The sequence below is a fragment of the Wukongibacter baidiensis genome (assembly GCF_050888315.1).
Lineage (GTDB): Bacteria > Bacillota > Clostridia > Peptostreptococcales > Caminicellaceae > Wukongibacter > Wukongibacter baidiensis.
Window position 1 is genome coordinate 6,176,162 of the sequence record NZ_CP138202.1, and the last position, 19,325, is coordinate 6,195,486.

16 protein-coding genes and 1 pseudogene are annotated in these 19,325 nt (G+C 32.4%); 14 read left to right on the forward strand and 3 right to left on the reverse strand.

Going from position 1 to position 19,325, the window contains the following annotated elements; translation table 11 throughout:
- Positions 1-16: 16 nt before the first annotated feature.
- The 9 genes from R9X47_RS28330 (at position 17) to R9X47_RS28370 (ending at position 10,051) form a co-directional block, all read left to right on the forward strand.
- Positions 17-2,581: a PEP/pyruvate-binding domain-containing protein gene (locus R9X47_RS28330; protein ID WP_432664413.1), complete on the forward strand. Its 2,565-nt coding sequence runs from the start codon at positions 17-19 to the stop codon at positions 2,579-2,581.
- 269 nt (positions 2,582-2,850) lie between these two features.
- Positions 2,851-3,885 (forward strand): hypothetical protein, encoded by a 1,035-nt coding sequence (locus R9X47_RS28335; RefSeq protein ID WP_432664414.1) that lies wholly within the window; start codon positions 2,851-2,853, stop codon positions 3,883-3,885.
- Between the two features lie 262 nt (positions 3,886-4,147).
- Entirely contained in the window at positions 4,148-4,507 is a 360-nt protein-coding gene (locus tag R9X47_RS28340) for a GntR family transcriptional regulator (protein ID WP_432664415.1), read from the forward strand.
- A 15-nt stretch (positions 4,508-4,522) separates the two neighbouring features.
- The gene (locus tag R9X47_RS28345; RefSeq protein ID WP_432664416.1) at positions 4,523-5,215 is read left to right on the forward strand and encodes an ABC transporter ATP-binding protein; all 693 of its coding nucleotides are present in this window, start codon (positions 4,523-4,525) and stop codon (positions 5,213-5,215) included.
- Positions 5,216-5,217: 2 nt separating this feature from the next.
- Positions 5,218-5,967: a hypothetical protein gene (locus R9X47_RS28350; RefSeq protein ID WP_432664417.1), complete on the forward strand. Its 750-nt coding sequence runs from the start codon at positions 5,218-5,220 to the stop codon at positions 5,965-5,967.
- A gap of 107 nt (positions 5,968-6,074) precedes the next feature.
- Positions 6,075-6,410, forward strand: coding sequence for a hypothetical protein (locus R9X47_RS28355; RefSeq protein WP_432664418.1), 336 nt, complete (start codon positions 6,075-6,077; stop codon positions 6,408-6,410).
- Positions 6,411-6,707: 297 nt separating this feature from the next.
- Positions 6,708-7,376 (forward strand): cysteine hydrolase family protein, encoded by a 669-nt coding sequence (locus tag R9X47_RS28360; protein ID WP_432664419.1) that lies wholly within the window; start codon positions 6,708-6,710, stop codon positions 7,374-7,376.
- Positions 7,377-7,445: 69 nt separating this feature from the next.
- Positions 7,446-8,060 (forward strand): nicotinate (nicotinamide) nucleotide adenylyltransferase, encoded by a 615-nt coding sequence (gene nadD, locus R9X47_RS28365; protein ID WP_432664420.1) that lies wholly within the window; start codon positions 7,446-7,448, stop codon positions 8,058-8,060.
- A gap of 461 nt (positions 8,061-8,521) precedes the next feature.
- On the forward strand, positions 8,522-10,051 hold the full coding sequence (locus R9X47_RS28370; protein WP_432664421.1) for a DUF4489 domain-containing protein: 1,530 nt from the start codon (positions 8,522-8,524) through the stop codon (positions 10,049-10,051).
- Positions 10,052-10,401: 350 nt separating this feature from the next.
- On the opposite strand, the gene R9X47_RS28375 is transcribed toward R9X47_RS28370, so the two are convergent.
- Complete coding sequence (locus tag R9X47_RS28375) at positions 10,402-11,259, reverse strand: DUF2268 domain-containing protein (protein WP_432664422.1); 858 nt, start codon at positions 11,257-11,259, stop codon at positions 10,402-10,404.
- A gap of 395 nt (positions 11,260-11,654) precedes the next feature.
- Here R9X47_RS28375 and R9X47_RS28380 point away from each other — a divergent pair.
- Positions 11,655-12,215: pseudogene (locus R9X47_RS28380) on the forward strand (class I SAM-dependent methyltransferase); the annotation flags it as partial.
- Positions 12,216-12,478: 263 nt separating this feature from the next.
- Positions 12,479-13,075 carry a DUF4386 domain-containing protein gene (locus R9X47_RS28385; RefSeq protein ID WP_432664423.1) on the forward strand — a complete coding sequence of 199 codons (597 nt, stop codon included), beginning with the start codon at positions 12,479-12,481 and terminating at the stop codon, positions 13,073-13,075.
- 283 nt (positions 13,076-13,358) lie between these two features.
- Here the strand turns inward: R9X47_RS28385 and R9X47_RS28390 are convergent, their stop codons facing one another.
- Positions 13,359-14,009: a TetR family transcriptional regulator gene (locus R9X47_RS28390; RefSeq protein ID WP_432664424.1), complete on the reverse strand. Its 651-nt coding sequence runs from the start codon at positions 14,007-14,009 to the stop codon at positions 13,359-13,361.
- Positions 14,010-14,210: 201 nt separating this feature from the next.
- Between R9X47_RS28390 and R9X47_RS28395 the strand changes: the two genes are divergently transcribed.
- From R9X47_RS28395 to R9X47_RS28405, 3 genes are all read left to right on the forward strand, one after another.
- A complete protein-coding gene (locus tag R9X47_RS28395) occupies positions 14,211-15,035 on the forward strand; it encodes an SDR family oxidoreductase (RefSeq protein ID WP_432664425.1) in 825 nt (274 codons plus the stop codon).
- Between the two features lie 243 nt (positions 15,036-15,278).
- Positions 15,279-17,243 carry a DUF5050 domain-containing protein gene (locus R9X47_RS28400; RefSeq protein ID WP_432664426.1) on the forward strand — a complete coding sequence of 655 codons (1,965 nt, stop codon included), beginning with the start codon at positions 15,279-15,281 and terminating at the stop codon, positions 17,241-17,243.
- Between the two features lie 189 nt (positions 17,244-17,432).
- On the forward strand, positions 17,433-18,236 hold the full coding sequence (locus tag R9X47_RS28405; RefSeq protein ID WP_432664427.1) for a patatin-like phospholipase family protein: 804 nt from the start codon (positions 17,433-17,435) through the stop codon (positions 18,234-18,236).
- A gap of 147 nt (positions 18,237-18,383) precedes the next feature.
- Here R9X47_RS28405 and R9X47_RS28410 read toward each other — a convergent pair whose 3' ends face one another.
- Positions 18,384-19,097, reverse strand: a complete 714-nt coding sequence (locus tag R9X47_RS28410) for a hypothetical protein (protein ID WP_432664428.1) — start codon at positions 19,095-19,097, stop codon at positions 18,384-18,386.
- Between the last annotated feature and the right edge of the window lie 228 nt (positions 19,098-19,325).

Consider the following 19,325-nt stretch of genomic DNA (forward strand, 5'->3'; position numbering starts at 1 on the left):
AAGGGAGGGTTCTTGTATGATTTACGGATTTAAAACAAAAAAAGTACCATCACTGTCTCAAGTAGGTGGGAAAGCAAAAGCACTGATTGAAACAACTAAGGCAGGATTCGAAGTACCCGAAGGCTTTGTATTGTCAGTTGAGTTTTTTGATTCGTGGATACAAGAAATTAAATCAACTGACCAATGGAAAGGGTTTTTAACTTCGCCGACAAAGCAAATGTGTGATGAGCTCAAGAGACGAGCAAGTAAGCTTGAATTTAACGAGGTACAAAGGAAAGCTCTCCAAAAAGAATTTGCTGCTTTATCAGAAAAAACAGTTTTTGCAGTACGTTCTTCATCACCGGAGGAAGATCTAGAAGATACCAGCTTTGCTGGGCAATATGAGACTATTTTAGGCGTTACCCACGGTAAGCTTGAAAGTGCAATTGTTGAGGCTTTTACTTCGATGTTGGATACAAGAGTTGTTGAATATAAAAAACTAAATGATATACCTCTGGATAATCCGAGGATTGCTATTATCGTGCAAAAACAAATTGCTTCAGATGTAAGTGGTATTGCTTTTTCTCTAAATCCTTCAAACAATTGCTATGATGAAGCGATGATCAATGCTAGTTTTGGACTTGGTGAGACCATTGTATCTGGCCAGGTGACTCCGGACACATATATTGTAGAAAAGGTAAAAAGACAGATTCTTGATAAAAAGGTTATGGAAAAATCCTTTGGTCTATGGTTAAAAGATGATGGAGGAACTATAAAAAGAGTTAATAAGAAGCCAAAAGAACAGGCACTAACGAATAAACAGATTCTAATGGTGGCAGAACTTGCGTCAAGATGTGAAGCACACTACGGTAAGCCAATGGATATCGAGTGGGCAATAGAAGATGGGAAGCTTTATCTTTTACAATCAAGGCCCATAACTACCTATTTGCCGCTATTTCCAGAATTGATAACAAAACCCGAAGAAGAAAAGTACCTATATATAGATATCATGGGACTAACCCAAGGCTTTACCGAATCTATGTCGGTACTTGGTCTGGATATATGGGAGAAAATGCTGGAGATAGCTAAGGCAGGAACTATGCCGACGGGATTCGATGGTGCTGTTGTTGCCATTCATGGACGACAATACATGCATATATCAAACTTACTCAAAGGACTGGGTTTCAAATCAGTTAATAAAATCTTCCAAGGTTATGATGCGCCAACTAGACGTGCTCTTGAGTCTGTGGACTTAAATGACTATCTGCCTACTAAAAAAACAGATAAGATGAAGAAAGTTTATGGTTCAATGCTAAAAATGGCATTAAATATTGGACCTGGAGCTATTAAGGCTACATTTTCAGATCATAGGAAAATAAGAGATGAATATATCAAAATATCTGACAAATCAAAAGCTGAGTTAAGATTGGAGTTGAGCACGTGTACACCCTTTGACCAATCTATACGCAAAGGGCTGAGTCATTTCGAGAAGATGATGGGTTCAATTGGTATCCTAATAGCGGGAATGACTTCCTTGGCTAAGATAAAGAAATTATTTAAAGGTCAAGATATAGAAGATTTGGTTATTAGCCTTGGTATGGATTTAGATGGAAACCCCACAAGTGCTATGGGGCATTATATGTATAAACTGGCATGTTATGACGAAATAAAGAAAACTAAGTCTGGTGAAGAGTTCGCGAGAAGAATAGCAGATAGAAATTATTCAAAGGAGTTCTTGGAGGATTACGACAGCTACATGGAGCTTTATGGCAGTCGAGGATTCAAAGAAATTGATATTGCATCACCAAGAACCTATGATGACCCAGAGTCATTTTTTAATCAACTTGCCCATATTAACACTGAGAAGAATCATCTACAAGGTGTAAAAGAAAGAAGAAAAAAAGCATATAATCAATTATTAGAGAAGGCAATAGAAGGGGGATTTGAGAAAAAGTTTATCAAATATGCTACAAAGTATCAGGAGACCTTCGGTTTCAGGGAAGATCCAAAGTTTGTGTACGTAATGGTGGTAGATCAACTTAGGAGACTGGCACTCCAGATAGGGGATCAATTTGTTAGAGAAGGTAGACTGGAAACTAAAGAGCAGGTATTTGACTTAACTTCAGCTCAAATAGTTAATGCTCAAAAGAATAAATCTTTTGACCTTATGAAGTCCAGAGAAGAAAACGTGAAGCCATATAAATTAGTTGAACATATTAAGAACTGGCCAAATATTATCGATAGTAGAGGAAAGATTATAAGACCAATAAGTACCGGTGAAGAGGGAGATATTATTGGTGATCCTATTGCACCAGGTATCGTTAGAGGAAAAGCTAAGGTTCTTCATGGACCGTACGAAAAGCCCCTTGAGCCAGGTGAAATCCTAGTTACAAAAGCAACTGAGCCAGCTTGGACACCGATATTTGTGAACGCTGCCGGTGTTGTCCTAGAAGTAGGAGGACCCCTTCAGCATGGAGCGATTATCGCTAGGGAATATGGTATTCCTTGTGTGAGTGGAATATATAATGCTCAGAGCATCATCAAGGATGGTGATATGCTAGAAGTTGACGGTTCTAGTGGAATAGTGAGAATAATTGGATAGGAAAGATAGATATACATTTTAAAATTAATAAAACACACAGATAGACCCATGGGTTGTCTGTGTATTTTTATTGAGGTCATTTTTGAAGAAAAATCTGACTAAAACTCTAGGACGCGATGTCCAAGCGTTCAAGACACAAGTTTAAAATTGATTTTACGAAATACTTACCATACCTGATATTACCAAATTAATGATATAATATGTAATGAAGTATTAGCATTTAATTAAACTTGGGGGAACTAACTTTTTAAAAGGGATGGAAGACAAAAATGTTATTAAAAAATTTAAAACAGCAAATGTTGTTGCCAAAGGAAGAATATATTATCAACCAACGTGTAAATATCCGTGGGTTAGATGTCTTGTTGTTGAGTTTTACAATAGATAAGGACAAAAATCGTATGTGGATGATGTATGAGAATAAGGAACTGCTTAAGGATAATTTCGATAATGAATACCGGAAGGAGTTTATGACTAATCGCGAGAGATTATTGCATAGCCTTGAGTGGAATAGTAGGGATAAAAATTTCTATATAAGAGAGATGGAAATACAGGGACAAACTGTTAGATTTGGCTCATCAATTAGTGGCCCGATTGATGATATGAACAAGGAAAGACTAATGCAGTTACAGCATTTTACTGAAAACGGTTTAATTTTTGATGAATGGGATGATGCTAAATTAGAAAGCCTTGTAATTGCCGAATATACACAAAGGGATGGTGACGTAGCGCCTAGTATAAGTAGTGCTGAGGAGCTATCAGTTGTGTTACATATTAGCAAAAGCTCAAGAGAAGTAGCGATTCAACGTCCTTTTAAAGTGAAGTTTGGTAAACAAAAAGTTGGAACAAAAGTTACCTATTATGATGATACACTTGGAACGGACAATTATTTCTTTATAAACGAAATTTGTTCTTATGATATCTATGAGGACGTTGTAAAAAAGGCAGAACAAATTGAAGATACTAATACTAGGGAAAAAATGCTTAAGCATTTTAATGAGGCAATGGAAAGTATATGTCCTAGAGATAAGAAGCTGCTCGTTATAAGATACGAAACTGTAGATAATATTCAGCTCAAATTTATGATGAGAAATTACCTAGAAGCAAAGCCAGTATATAATAGCTCTGCTTCTGCAATTGGATTTATCGGTAAATCTGACGAAACCGGAATCAATGGCTACAAGCTGAGGGAATGTATGTTACGGCCAGTGGATAAAGATTTTGACGGAGAATTAGAGGTTGAGTTGTTTACACGGTTTCTTGAGATCCCGGAGGAAATTGTGGGGAGTTTTGTGAGGAAAGAATAAGACTATAAAAAATAATGCAAGTCAAAGGAGTACAGTCAGAGGTATTTCAGAATGAAAGATTTCAAATAACTTTGAAATTTTTCATTCTGAAGTACCTCTATTTTTATATACCAGATACATTAAGGGTGTAAACATAAGCCTTTAATACAAAATATGATATGTTTTACTTAAGTTAAAAATTGGAAACAATAAAATCTCTTTACAAACTCATAGACATAGTGTACTATATAACTAGTTCACTATATGAATGCGAGGTGAGGCGATGAATTTTAACAATAATATTCCGATTTACTTACAAGTAATCAATAAAATAAAGTCAGATATTATAACTGGTAAACTGAACCCTGGAGATAAGATGCCATCAACTAGAGATTTAGCGAAAGAACTTGGTATTAATCCTAATACAGCATCAAGGGTATATAAAGAGATGGAATCGTTAGGTCTGTGTTTTAAAAAGAGGGGCTTGGGGACATTTATTACAGAGTCCGGTGAGATTGTTGAAACAATAAAAGATGATATGGCTGAGCAATTGGTAGGAAATTTTGTAGAAGGCATGAAAAAATTAGGATTTTCATTTGATGAGATGGTAGACATGATCTTAATAAAGAAAGAGAAAAAATAATTAGGAGGTAAAGTAATGGAGCATATTTTAAAAATTGATGGACTTACTAAGAAGTATTTTAATAAAGTGGCTTTGGATGAGATATCCATTTCTTTTGATAAGGGAAAAATTTATGGTTTATTAGGCCCAAACGGTAGTGGTAAAACAACATTTATGAAGATAGTAGCTGGCTTACACAAACAAACATCAGGAAATGTATTGGTTAAAGGCAGACCTTTATCATATAGAACAAAAAGTGATGTAGTGTTTATGCCAACAGAAGACTTTTTATATCCTTGGATGAAGATCAAAACACTGATCAAATATTTCAGTGACATGTATTCAGATTTTGATAGTAAAAGGGCTAATGAACTTATTAAAGAGTTTGAGCTAAATCAAGACAGCAAGATCTCAGAGCTGTCTACAGGATTAAAAGGAAGAGTGAAGGTGGCATTGACTATCTCCAGAAATGCATCTATATATATGTTTGATGAACCATTAAATGGTCTTGATCCTATATCGAGGGAAATGATACTACGTTTAATTTCTGAAACATTTAATGAGAATAAAGTAATTATTGTTTCCAGTCACTTGGTTAGTGAGCTAGAAACATGTTTAGACGAAGTTATATTCTTGAAAAATGGAGTGATTGAACTTCAAGGAGATGCTGAAGAGATACGCTTAGAAAAGCAAAAATCTATTGAAGCCTTATATAAGGAGGTGTATTAAAAATGCTAAATTTAATCAAGTATGAATTTATAAAAAAATATAGAATGTTTATAGCAGTTATAGTTACAACCATTTTAGCAAGTGTATTTATGAGCTCCAAATTTGGAGAATCAGGCTTACCTGTGTTTGCTATAATACTTTCCATTGGACTGTTTATACTTTATGCAGTAGATGTTGTTCAGATGTACAGTCAAGATATTAATAGAAAAACAGGTTACATGATTTTTATGACACCAAATAGTGGTTATACAGTTGTTGGGTCTAAAGTTATAACGGCATTATTGGAAGGACTGGGTATGTTAATATTCTTTATATTAATTGTTACTTTAAATAGTGCAATTATTTATGGACCGAGCAATCTTTTGGAAATGGGCTTTTTAAATGGTGGCCTTGCGTTTAATAAGGTTATGCTCAATATATTCATAGTCTTGACGGCGGTCTTATTGTTCGCCATCCAATTTCTATTGACTATTTACTCATCTATTACAATAAGAAAAAGTGTTTTAGCTAATGTAAAGCTAAAAGGTTTAATCAGCTTCGGTATTTTTATTCTGCTCAATTATATTGTCGGAAAGGCATCTGATATTCCATATAATGTGTTAGATTATTCTGTCGATATAACTGTTATTAATATACCTATGGCCAGTGAGACACTTAAAATGTTAGCACCAGCAATGATAACATCGATTATCATATGTGGATTACTAACTTTTTTATCAGGATATTTGTTGGAAAAGAAAATCAACTTATAAAAAGAAAATTTCTTAGCCTCTTAAAACTCAGGGATTCGATGATTCCCTGAGTTTTTATTATAAAAAACAGTAAATCTGTAAATAAAACAATGAAGTGGGCTTTATATTTGGAATATTACGATGTTATAGATTGTAAAATTAGGGAGAAGAAAACTTTACTTGCATGTGGTGAAGGAAATGGAAACAGGACATTTACTCCATTATCGCGGGGAGTTTGGATGTTTCAAAAATTTGTTAATGCGAGTGATAGCGAAATAGCTCGTATTGAAACTAGTTCCTTTGGGTTTGATTTTTGCGAATGTTTTACTTGTTGTTCTGGATACCTTGAATATTTTGTTTTAGTAAAACCAGTTCAAGTTGAAGTGTTAGTTGCTCCTAGCGATTCTGAAATTAAAGCAACTGTTAGTGACGGTAGAATTGCTGTATTATTTCAAGAATTGTAGCAGAATGTCTAAAATATTGAACTATAATGACGACTTTGGTCGTCTTATTTTTTTTATATAAAGATTAAACAACATTGAAAAAAAATAATCTTGGCATTATACTATAAGAAACTATTAGTTAATAACTTGTAATTGGTCAAAAATAAACAAAATATCTACTTAATTGCTGGGAAGGTTAAAAATAGATCACGAGGTGGGAAACCATGACTAAGAAAATAAGGAATGGTCCAAGGTCTGCAAAACTCTACAAATTAAACATTCATTGGGAGGACCATGAAGATTAGAGGAGGTAATAAAATGAAAAAGGATTTCGTTATAAACGCAGATACAACAAAGGCTCTAATGAAGATAGGGGAAATGATAAATAATGTGCCTAACATTAATCTAAATAATTTAATTGCTGATGAAACCATATTGATTATTGTAGACTTAATAAATGGGTTTGCTATTAAGGGAGCTCTAAGTAGTCCAAGGGTTGGTGAGTTAATAAATCCAATAGCAAATTTTATTTTAAAAGCAAAGGAAGCTGGAATTAAAACAATGGCCTTTAAGGATGCTCATACGAAAAACTCCAAAGAGTTTGATTCTTTTCCAGAGCATTGCCTAGATGGAACATATGAAAGTGAGATAGTGGAAGAGGTTAATAAATTAGGAATTGATATTATAGTTCCTAAGAATTCAACCAATGGATTTGTAGCCAGAGATTTTGAAGAATTAAAAGAAGAGATACTCTCAAAGTATAAAAACTTCATAATAGTTGGTGATTGTACAGATATTTGCGTAATACAGTTCGCGCAAACACTTAAAGCCTATTTCAATGAATATGATTTCGAAAAAAGAATTATAGTTCCTACTACATTAGTTGATACCTTTGAATTTGATATGCATGATGCAACCCTTACGAATGTAATGTCACTATATTTGATGAAGAGCATGGGAATCGAGATCGTGAAAGAAATAGTTTAATAGATGAGAGCTAATAAAAATGAGTATATTTGATAACTAAATAGACTAAAATCTAGGAGGCTTTAAGCTATGAAATCAATAGTTGTCTTTGGAGGAGCATTTAATCCTGTAACAAATGCTCATCTACAGGTAGCAGAGCAGATTGTAAATGAATACGAGATTGATATGATGCTTTTTCTTCCGGTTGGAAATATGTATGAAAAAAAGGGGTTGCTAGATGCATCTATAAGAGTTGATATGCTTAAAGCCACCTGTATAAATAATATAAAATTTGAGGTTTCTACAATAGAAGTATCCTCAGATAAACGTCTATATACCGTAGATACTTTAAGTATATTAAAAAATCAATATCCAGGAGACGATATATACTTTCTGATGGGTACCGACAATTTAAAAGAAATTCACACATGGAAGGGTGCAGATGAAATACTAAAGAACTTTAAAATTATGAGTATTTCGAGAAATGGCGACAGCGTAAATGAAATAATTGAAAATGACCATCTACTATCTAGTAATAAAGATAGTATTATAGAGGTCAAAGAAAAAATAAGGAACGATAATAGCTCTACCTATGTTAGAGAACTCAGAAAACAAGGGAAAAGTATACGTTACTTAGTGCCTGAAGAAGTAAGAAAATATATTGAAAAGTATGACTTGTATAAAGATGATGATAGTAATGAGTAGAAATTGGAATGATGAACTAATAATAGAGTAAAACTGAATTTGACAAAGGATAGGGAGCTATTAAAAATAGTTCCTTTTTATATTCTAAAAAATTTAACTAAATATCGGCAAAACTAGTAAAACGAATTTTACTAAATGTGCACAGCTAATATGGTTATTTATTAATTAGAAGAAATGATGACGGTAAACTACCCAGAGGTATCAAGAAAATGGGACATAAAACTAACGTCTTAAATTCTGGAAGTAAGGAAGGGGAAGACGCAATTTTTTTCTTCTGTTGAGAAAATAAGATTTGTAGGACAAAATATGTCACGTATTTAATAAAACAACATATGATGTAGTGAAAATGGAGTATATGTGCTTTTAGAGTATTACAGATATAGAGCATATATTTCAAAAGTATACTCTAGATCTAGTAGTATAAAACGAAAAACTACTGAAATATAGATGGAGGTATATAAATGACTAATAATCATGGTTACGGAGATAATAAAGTCTGTGAACCGGATATAGATTGTGCTAAATGTGAATCAAAGCATCCTAAACCAAAGAAAATATTATTAGAATGTGGTGAAGGAGCCGGAAGTAGAACCTTTATATCGTCGAATGATGCACCATTCCAATTAGCTCATGTTACCATAGATACAACCTGTTTAAACAGATCTGAAGTTTTAACAAAATTTTCTAGTCTTGTTAGAGTGGAAAGATTAGGTGGTGGAGCAACGGTAAGGTTGCAATACGAATTATCAAGAGCATGTGAAGATGGATCACCCATATCATTAGGAACTTGGATATTTGAAAAAGTTAATATTTCTACTGCTGATTTTGACCGAGCTGCCGAGGAATCCTTCAATTTCATCTTCTGTGAATGTTCAGCTTGTCCTGGGTGTTGTGATTATTTTGTGACAGTTACACCTATGGAAATTACTAATGCTACTGCAACGATTAGCAATGGGAGAATGGCAGCCTTGAGCCAATCTGTAAAGGATAGTTCAAAGGATAAATGCAAAATATATGAGACCAAAGATGAGTATGGTAAATCTAGAACTAAGCTATTTGAATCAAAAAAGACAGTTTTAGAGTGTGGAACAGGAGATGGGAGTGTTATTTTCAGAACAGAGAACCAGCCACCCGTGAGAATAGCAAATGTTATAATTGATACATCACGTTTACGTAAACCTAAAGTTTTAATTGAGTTCTCTACCATTGTTGATTACTTTGAAGGGTCAACACCTGATTCTACTGTTCGCTTTCAATTTGAATTGTTTAAAGTGTGCGATGGTGAAGAAGCAATATCTCGAGGTGTGTGGAATTATGAGGTTGGAGTTATACAGGGATTAATTAAAGCTACACAAGGATTCGGATTTACATTCTGTGAATGTTTGGATTTTTCAGGTTGCTGTGAGTATTTTGTAACAGTAACAGCTATTGAAGTACCGATGGGAGGGTTGGATAATTCGACGATTAATAATTCAAGAATGACTGCACTTGCCCAATCATCTAAAACCGGTGATAAGATATGTAACACAACAGATTGTAAACTAAAGAACTCAGGGACTAATGAAGTGTTATTAGAATGTGGTAGTGGAACTGGAAGTAGAACCTTTACTTCACCTAATGACTCTGCCTTTCAACTTGCACAGGTTACGGTAGATACCAAAGGTCTATGCAAGCCTACAGTGAATATTGAGTTTTCTAGCATTGTGAGCTTTGAGGAATTAGATGGTGATTTGAATGCTTTACTGAGGTATGAATTATTTAGAGTATGCGAAGATGGGAGAGCTGAATCGAAAGGAGTCTGGACGCTTGCAAAATTAAGCCAAAATAGTACAAAGATTACAGAATCATTTGATTTTACTTTCTGTGAACCTACAAAATGCAAGTCAGACTGTTGCACATATTTTGTAGAAGTTACGCCAGTTGAAATAAGTGATGGGCAAGTGACAGTGAGTAATGGTGAAATGGCTGCATTGGTGGGGGAAAGACAGTAGAAATGCTGTAGGTAAGTATAAATGAGACTAGGTTGTTTATGAACAGCCTAGTTTTTTATAGTTTTGCAAAATATAGAAGGAGAAAGAAGGATTATATAAAAAATATATAGTTTAAGGTAATGATTAAATGGGTGATGAGTAATTAAATTCTTACTGATACCCTTCAGAAGGGGTAAAGTACTAAAGCAATAATGGCGACTTTGGTTGTCTTATTTTTTTGATTATAAAAGTGAGGAGACGGAGACATTTCATTGTGTCTATCTATGCAATTATGTTCATCAATTATATAAGAACATGGAAAAAATTATATCTCTTAAAAATCTTGAAACGGTGCTTTAGCACCGTTTCCCTTAAAAATATCGAGATTCATCTATAATTTCGTCTGGGCTTTTTACCATAGCTTCTAAAGTGGACTGACCTGTCTGTTTACGATAGGCTTTTACTATATGGTATCCTGCCGCATATCCACCGGAAGCTGGCATGATGGTTGAGTTACCTTTAGGATCTGATACAGACTGACCACCAAAAATATATGGGGCTACAGCTTGAAAACCTTGTAGATTCAGCTTAGGCTTTATTAGAGCTTTTGAAAGCTCAAGATTTTCCTTAGATATATTAGTTACCCAAGGACCAATCATATCCTCACCACACATTTCTTCAGCGAAATTCTCAGCCAAGCCTTCATACAGAATATATTCCTTTAAAGTAACAGCTGTAAAATCAAATGGCTTTAAAAGAAACATACTGTTATGATGTAATTCATGACAAACAGCTGCTGGAAGCTTTTGTAGATTCTTTAGTGTTGGAGCAATAACCATTTGTATATAGCCTGGAATTCCTCCAAAACCGGTATATCCTTCACTATGGGCTAAGGCATGGGGATTACCAAGGTAAATACCTAGAATTAAATGCTTAGGAAGTGGAATACCGCTTTTTTCAAATTCTAGCATAGATTTTTTTAAAACACTTAGGCACTTCGCTTCTATATCTTCTTGCTCTAATAAATTTAGGTAGTTAAGATATGTCTCTTCACTTTCAGTAATGGGTAATAAACTATTTAGAAGCTGGTCTATAGGCATACCAATTCTTTTAAATATAGGGATAAAATCTTTTAAAAGCTCATTTCTTAAATAGTCCTCTTTTTCAGAGGAGGCCTTTTTTAGCATTTTCCTATAGCCCTTTATCGTATCGAGTATTTTTATGTTCATGTTTACTTCCTCCTTTCTAGTTTGAGTATAAGCTATACCGTAACGTTAGGGTCAAGGAATTTTTTCATAAGGAAAAAATCGCTATCTGATAGAGAAGAATAAGAGGAACTGCTCCATAAAGACAAGAGGAGAGGCACTTATCTGATGGCGAGAATACAACATAATCCTACAACTGTGGTATAATATACCAAAACATATTATGAGTGGAGCTGATAGCTTGGATAAAAAATACTTATTTGATGAAGTGGTCTTAAATTATGAAAAAAGACGTCCAAACTATGGAGTACAATTATTTAAAGATATCATAAAATATGCAGGTATTAATATAGACAGTTCAAGTTACAAAACCATTTCTAAAAACAAAATGTAAAGTAACAGCAGTCGAATTAGGTGAAAATCTTGCTTCATATACAAGAAAAAAATTCAAGGATTATGAAAAATTCGAGGTTATTAGGTCAGCTTTTGAAGATTATGTGTGTGAAGACAATAAGTTTGATATGTTGTATTCAGCTACAGCTTTCCATTGGATACCAGCTGAAATTGGATTTAAAAAGGCATATAGAATCATTAAGAAGGGTGGTACACTTGCTTTATTTTGGAATAGACCATCTGTAAATAGCAAAGAAGATCCATTACATCAAAAAATACAATCCGTTTATAATAAGTTTTTACCAGAATGGAGTCACAAAGCAGACAATACATCTCGATATTCGAGTGCAATGAATGAAATAAAGAATTATGGATTTATCAACATGGAGTTAAAAACATACCATAATACTCGAACAATGACTGGCCTTGAATATGTAGAATTACTAAATACATATTCAGACCATAGAGCTTTGAGCAAATCAATACAATTGTCATTTTTCAATGCAATTAGGGAATCAATCGAAGAATTTGGCAATGAAGTGATTATTGATGATACAGTGGATCTATATCTTGCACGAAAGCCATAAATACTTTTTGAATATTTTGTAGTGTCGGGGAGAAGTAAGGACAAAGTCAATAAACTATAATGTTAAAAATTTACAATCATCTAAATACCAAAAAAATTAATAAAATCACTGGAAATACCTAACAATGGAATTAGATACTATTAACTATCATATCAACTTCTATTAAGGGTGAACTTCATGAAAAAAAGTTTTTTAGATGCAGTAAGAAAGATAATATTGCTTTGTTGATGGCATAGCATTTAGTCGATTGGAGGTATGAAAATATGAAAAATGGTGCAAACAAAATGAATAAGAATAGAAAAACTGCAATAATAGTAGGTGTACTTATATTAATTGCATATTGTGTTTTAGCTAGTACTATAATAGAATCAAAACTATTAGTGATGTTTTTTGAGGGGATTAGTGGTATTTCAGTTATAGGAATTGCAGTTCTAATGTTTCCAATCTTTAAACATTATAACCATAGAGTAACTTTCAGTTACCTTATTTTCAAAATCATTGAGGGAGCACTTATGATTATTGCAGGGATTTTATTCTTGTCTTCCAGTGATGTATTACTCAAGGTGCGAGATTCAATTTATGTAAGTCATACATACATCTTTGTCATAAGTGCTTTCATGTTTTATTATTTATTGTATAAATCAAAAATTATTCCCAAGTGGGTATCAGTCTGGGGTATTATTGCAGTCATATTATTACTGATAGTAAACTTGCTAGAAGTAACAAATAACACTATTCCAAAGTTAATATTAGGTTTGGGCTATTCTCAAATAATGTTGAACGAGGTATTTCTAGCAATATGGTTTCTGCTTAAAGGATTTAGTTCAGCTTCAATTGGGTCTGACAAAACAGATAGTTAGGATTTTGATAAATATGCTGCACAGCTCAATAATAGAAGCAGGTTGTGGAGCATGCCAAGCTACAGAACCATTTTTAAAAGCAAAATGAAAAGCAACAGCAGTTGAATCGAGTGAGAATCTTGCTGTTGATTTGTATCTTGCACGAGAGTCATAAATGATTTTGAATATTTTATTAACATAGATTTAATTAAATAGTATATAGAAGATAAACCAGGTATGAGAAGTAACTCATATCTGGTTTATTATATTGTTTAATATAAATGTAGAGTCCTATATTAGACCACTACATCTTCGATAGTTTAATACCATTGATTATAAACACAAGGGCTTCAGAATAACTTTCTACAAAATCAGGAAATACATAGTTGTAATTAGAACGTTTAGTGGCTTCTATCTGAATATCAGTAGGATTACAAAGTGGATACTTTCCAATTACAAAGGAGAAAGATAAATCCAGCAATTTCTTGATATCTTCATCAGTGAATTCGGGAATATTATGTTTAATCACATTGAACATTCTAGTTGTAATGATTAATAATTGATTTTTAAAGTCAGTCAGTACATCAATGTTAGAATTTTGCTCTAACATAGTAAATAATATGGAAATAAGTTTTAAATATCTAGGGTGTCCTGAGATGATAGTAGCCCATTTGAGAGCTAAAGTTTTTGTGTTGAACTTTTCTTCTTTTACTAGATTAAGTTCAAGCTCTTCAATAAAATCAGTCATCTCATCAAGCATTACATATAAATAAATATCTTCTTTAGATGTGATATATTTGTAAAGATTTCCGCGAGTAAAGTTAATCTCTTTAGCGATTTTAGATAAGGAAATCTCATGATATTCCATTTCGTCAAAAAGTTTTATTGCTGCTGTCTTGATTTGTTCTAATCGTATCTTTTTATTCTCTTCATTTCTAGCTCGTTCAAATGTCATATTGCTCACCTACCTTTTGTTGAACTATATTATAGCATAAGAAATAGAAATAGACAACGCTATGATACTTAAAAATCTACTTCGGATAAAAAGAGTAAGAAAATATAAAAAAATACACTTGACAATTAACAACGTGTTACTTATAATGAATGATATAAGAAACACATTGTTAATTAAAAACAAATTGAAAGGATTGATATTATGAATAAAACAATTGTTATCACAGGAGCATCAACAGGTATAGGTAGGGCAACAGCAATATACTTTGCAGAAAAAGGTTGGAACGTAGCAGCTACAATGCGTAGTCCAGAAAAAGAGAGAAAATTACAAACTATTGATAATATTAAAGTTTATAAACTAGATGTTACTAAACAACAATCTATTAATGATGCATACAAAGCTATCGTTGCCGACTATGGTAAGGTGGATGTATTACTAAACAATGCAGGTTATGCGCTTAACGGACCATTTGAAGTATGCACTGATGAACAAATTCGCGCCCAGTTTGATGTAAATGTTTTTGGTCTTATGAATACAACTAGAGCATTCATCCCGCATTTTAGAGAGAACAAAGGTGGTATCATACTAAATATATCTTCTATGGGTGGTAAAATTACATTCCCATTATTAACCTCATATCATGCGACGAAGTTTGCAGTAGAAGGATTTTCAGAGGTTCTTGGTTATGAGCTAGATGAATTCGGAATTAAGGTTAAATTGATTGAACCAGGTAATATAGCAACGGATTTTGGAACAAGATCAATGGTTATGGCTGATACTGGGGATAACAGAGCTTATGATAAATTATTAGGACATTTTATGAATCTACTTAACAACGTTAATCCTGACGAATTTTACAGTTCTCCAGAGATGGTTGCAGAAGTTATCTATACAGCAGCAACCGACGGGAAAAATCAAAGCCGTTACATTGCTGGTGATGATGCAAAGCAACTTATTGAGCTAAAACAAACTCAAGGTGATGATGCATACATTGAATTTACTAAAAAACAATTTCTTCCTAAATAGAGTTTTATAAAGTGAAATGTCAAGAGTGATCAGTAAGTGACCATTACAATTCTCTTTCTGATATCATAGGGAATCACCAAAAATAATTCAAGAAGTTCAATTCTTGGATTATTTTTTTATTCAGACAAAATGATAGCATTTACTTGAATAAAAAATTTAATATAACCTTGTAGAAATGGTATAATATTACAAGAAAAGCTCGTGAAAGATTAATCTTGATTTAAAAGGAAAAGAGGTCTGTATATGATTGTAAAGAAAAAACTTTCTTTAATAGCAGTATCAATATTATTACTGATAATCTTAACTATATTTGCTACTAGTGATAAAAACTCAAGTAGTAAGCCGATACATTTAGGAGAAATTAACGTTGGAACAGGATTTAGAACTACTGAACATGCAGCAAAAAGTGAGAATAATATATATCTTTATAAAAACACATTTTCACCAAAAGTAAGATGTGTTTCGCTAAAAGATAGTAGCTCAAAGCTATATGACACTTTACCACTAACTGATTTTTTAGTTACCAATGATTGGATTTACTATGTAAATACGGATAACTATGGTCCTTCGTTTACTTTACTAACTGGTCCAATTTATAGGATTTCAAAAGATGGTACTGTTAATGAAAAAATTAGTGATGAGGATGTAAGTTTAGTAGCGGCTGATAGTGAGTGGCTCTATTATACTGATACTAAAGTTGGGAACTTACATAAAATGTCTTATGACGGTATGAAAAGAATAGAGTTATCAGCCTATAGCGGTGCAAATTATACTTTAATAGACAATCAGATATATTATAGAAGTATGGAAGATGAGTCTAGTTTATATAGGTTTAACATAAATACTGAAGAAAATACTAAGATAGTAGACGAAGGCGTTAATGGCTACTATATTAGTGAAGGCTACATTTACTATATGAATTCAAGTGATGAGAAGATATATCGTGTTAACCTTGATGGGAGAAATAAAGAAAAAATAACTGATCAGAAGCTATATTCATTTATAGTAAAGGATGATTGGATTTATGGCGTAGATTTAGACTTTAACAAAGGCTCTAAACTATATAGGGTTAAAACAAATGGAACTGAACTTAGAAAAATAGCAGATAACGCGAATTTAAGTATAAGTAATATTTTTGCCTATGAAGATTGGATATTTTATATCAATTCAAAGGATAATAGAACATTATATAAAGTTAAAATGGATGGTTCAGAAAATGTAAGGGTAACAAATAGTATTAATATTAAAACTTTTAGATATAGTAATGATTCTGTTTACTTTATTGATGAATGTAGAGATAATTATTTATATGGAATAGATGAAAATAGCTCAAATATTTCTTTGCTATCTAATGAGAAGATGAGACATATTACTATCACTGATGACTGGATTTTCTACACAAATCCTATTGATAGTAACAAGCTTTATAAGGTTAAAAAAGACGGGACAAAGAAAACAAAGATTACAAATGACAATCTCCCTATAGGATTTATGATTGATGGAGATTGGATATACTATACTAATCATGGTGAAAGGGGTAGAAAATATAAGATTAAAGTCGATGGTTCTAACAGAAGCATTATTAAAAACGAACCTATATTTAGTCTATCTGTTAATAAGGGCTGGATTTACTTTGTGAAGGGTGACTCCGATAGAGATGGGACCATACATAAAATGAAAGCTGATGGGTCAAATGAAAAGAAACTTGGAAATGACCTTGTACCTACAATAGGGATCAATGGCATACAGATAATCGATGATTGGATATACTATATAAACAAAAGCGACAATGGAAATCTTTATAGAATGAAAATAGATGGCAGTGACAGAACAAAAATAACAGATAGATTTGTATCAGGAATGATTATAATAGACGACTGGATATACTACTATCAAAAAGAAGCAGATGACTTTGACTTTAACACATATAAAATCAGGACTAATGGTAAAGATGAGACTAAAATAGACGATTACAAATGGCTTGAATTGCTTCGTAGTAAAATTTATAATGGATGTGTATATTACAAAAAATACTCCGATGGCAATCTGTATAAAATGAAAACTGATGGAACTGAAGAAACTATGATATTAAATGATAGCATAAATGCCTTTAGTATAGTGGATGACTGGATTTACTACTCGCTTAGTAATGAATCCAATGTATATAGAATAAAGATTGATGGAACTTCAAAAGAATTAATAGAATAACATGACAAGTTTATAAACTTAAACTATTAGACTAGGAAACTACTTCAAGCAGTTTTCTAGTTCTATTATTTTTTTGAAATATTGACTCTATAGCATATAGAAATATCATTATAATTCAAACAGATTTGTATAATACTAAATGATATATAATATGTTCTCCCTTTAATATAAAAAACAGAGGTGAAAAATATGAGAATAGGTTTAGTTTTATCAGGTGGCGGTGGAATGGGAGCTTATCAAATAGGTGCATGGAAGGCTTTTGATGAGTTTAATATAAAATTTGATGTAATATCAGGAACATCAATTGGAGCTATAAATGGACTGCTTATGTCGTCAGTTGACCTCAACAGTGCAACAAATATTTGGTTAACCATGGAAGAGAAAATAGGTATTGACTCTGCTAAGTTGATATCAGAGCTTACTTTGAACGACTATAATTCTATATATGCAGCATTTATGGACCCAAGTTTTTGTGAAAAGCTAGTCCAATATGGAGGGAAAATTGATGAAAGACTTATAGAGGATGGTATTAATAAACTTTTGGATACAGCAAATAAATGTGAGAGTCTTTTCGTTTGTTCAACCCAAGTTACAAAAACTCCAAGTGGAGAATTTTTTAATATAATGAAAATGGATAAAGAAGAGGGTAAAAAAGCTATTCTTTCCTCAACATCAATACCCGTTATTTTTAATCCTGTTAACATTGGTAGTCATTATTACTATGATGGTGGATTATCTAACAATGTACCAATAGAGCCAGTTATACAAAGTGACTGTGACTTGATAATTGCAGTATTGTTAGATTTAAAAGATATCAATAAATTGAAAATTAATACAACAGTGCCGATCGTTCCAATTATACCATCACAGAGTCTAGGGGATTTTAAAACAGGCGTATTAGATCTTAAAAGACAAGATGTGGAGAAAAAAATGGAGTTAGGATACACAGACACACATGGACTTTTAAGTAGCATGAAAGGCTTAATGCATTAAGTTACTAAAACTCTGCACTTGATATATAAGTTCAGCATTGCTATTTTCTATTCAATAAAGGATGATCTTAGGCTAGAATACATAAATTTTGACGTATTCTGGCCTGACACTTTTTGTCCTCTTTTTTGTTTTTTCAATCATAAGCATTTAGCGTAAGGAATTGATCCCTTTAAACACCACTTCTTCCTTGTCATTGAATAATATAAAATCAAAATTATTTGTACGCCTACTATTATATGCATATGAACTACTTTTACATGTTATTGTAGCTTCAATTCTAAAATTTCTGCTTTCATTTTTATCCATGTAGATTTTATTGCTTGGCTTTGAGTGTACCTCTTTAGCAAGTATCTCATCTTCTATAATAGAATCCTTCCATTCTTCTGGAGTTTTTATCTTTATATAGAACTCTTGTTTTTCAGAACTACAATTTTCAAGATTAATAATAACAGATAGCTTTACTTCATTTTCATTAACCTTGCGGGCGTGTAACCATAAATCTTCTCTATCGCAATAAATAGAATCTAAACCACCAACAAAACCCTTAAAAGTTTTCAAACCAAAAATCCAGCAATTAGAGAATATAACTATCAGAACAATCGTTGCAATTATTCTCTTACATCTTGTACCTAAAATTTTTGCTTTGTTGCATGTGTAAATTCCTTTTAAGCCTTTATATATGATAATTAATGGAATTAATCCAGCATAAAAGAAGGTAACATCTCCAAATTTAAGAGGCCTAAATACTCTTTGTACAAAGATTTCAGGATTATTGTTAGTATTGCCTAGAATAATTAATCCAAATATTACAAGTAATATGTATTTAATAGAGTCTTTTTTATATAAGCTATTTTCCGTCATTAAATTTCTCCTTTCAAACCCATCGGTTCATCAAACATAAAGTCACTTTATAATATGCAGTGATATTTCCAAATAGTTCTCTTACTTCTTATAGGTATCCTTTAGATTTTATCTTAATAATTTCTTAAATTTAAAGCATATAAATTTTAATCAAATATTAATGTTGAATATATGGTTATACTAGAAAATCATGGTATTATATAATGGATAGGATCATGAAGATTGTTT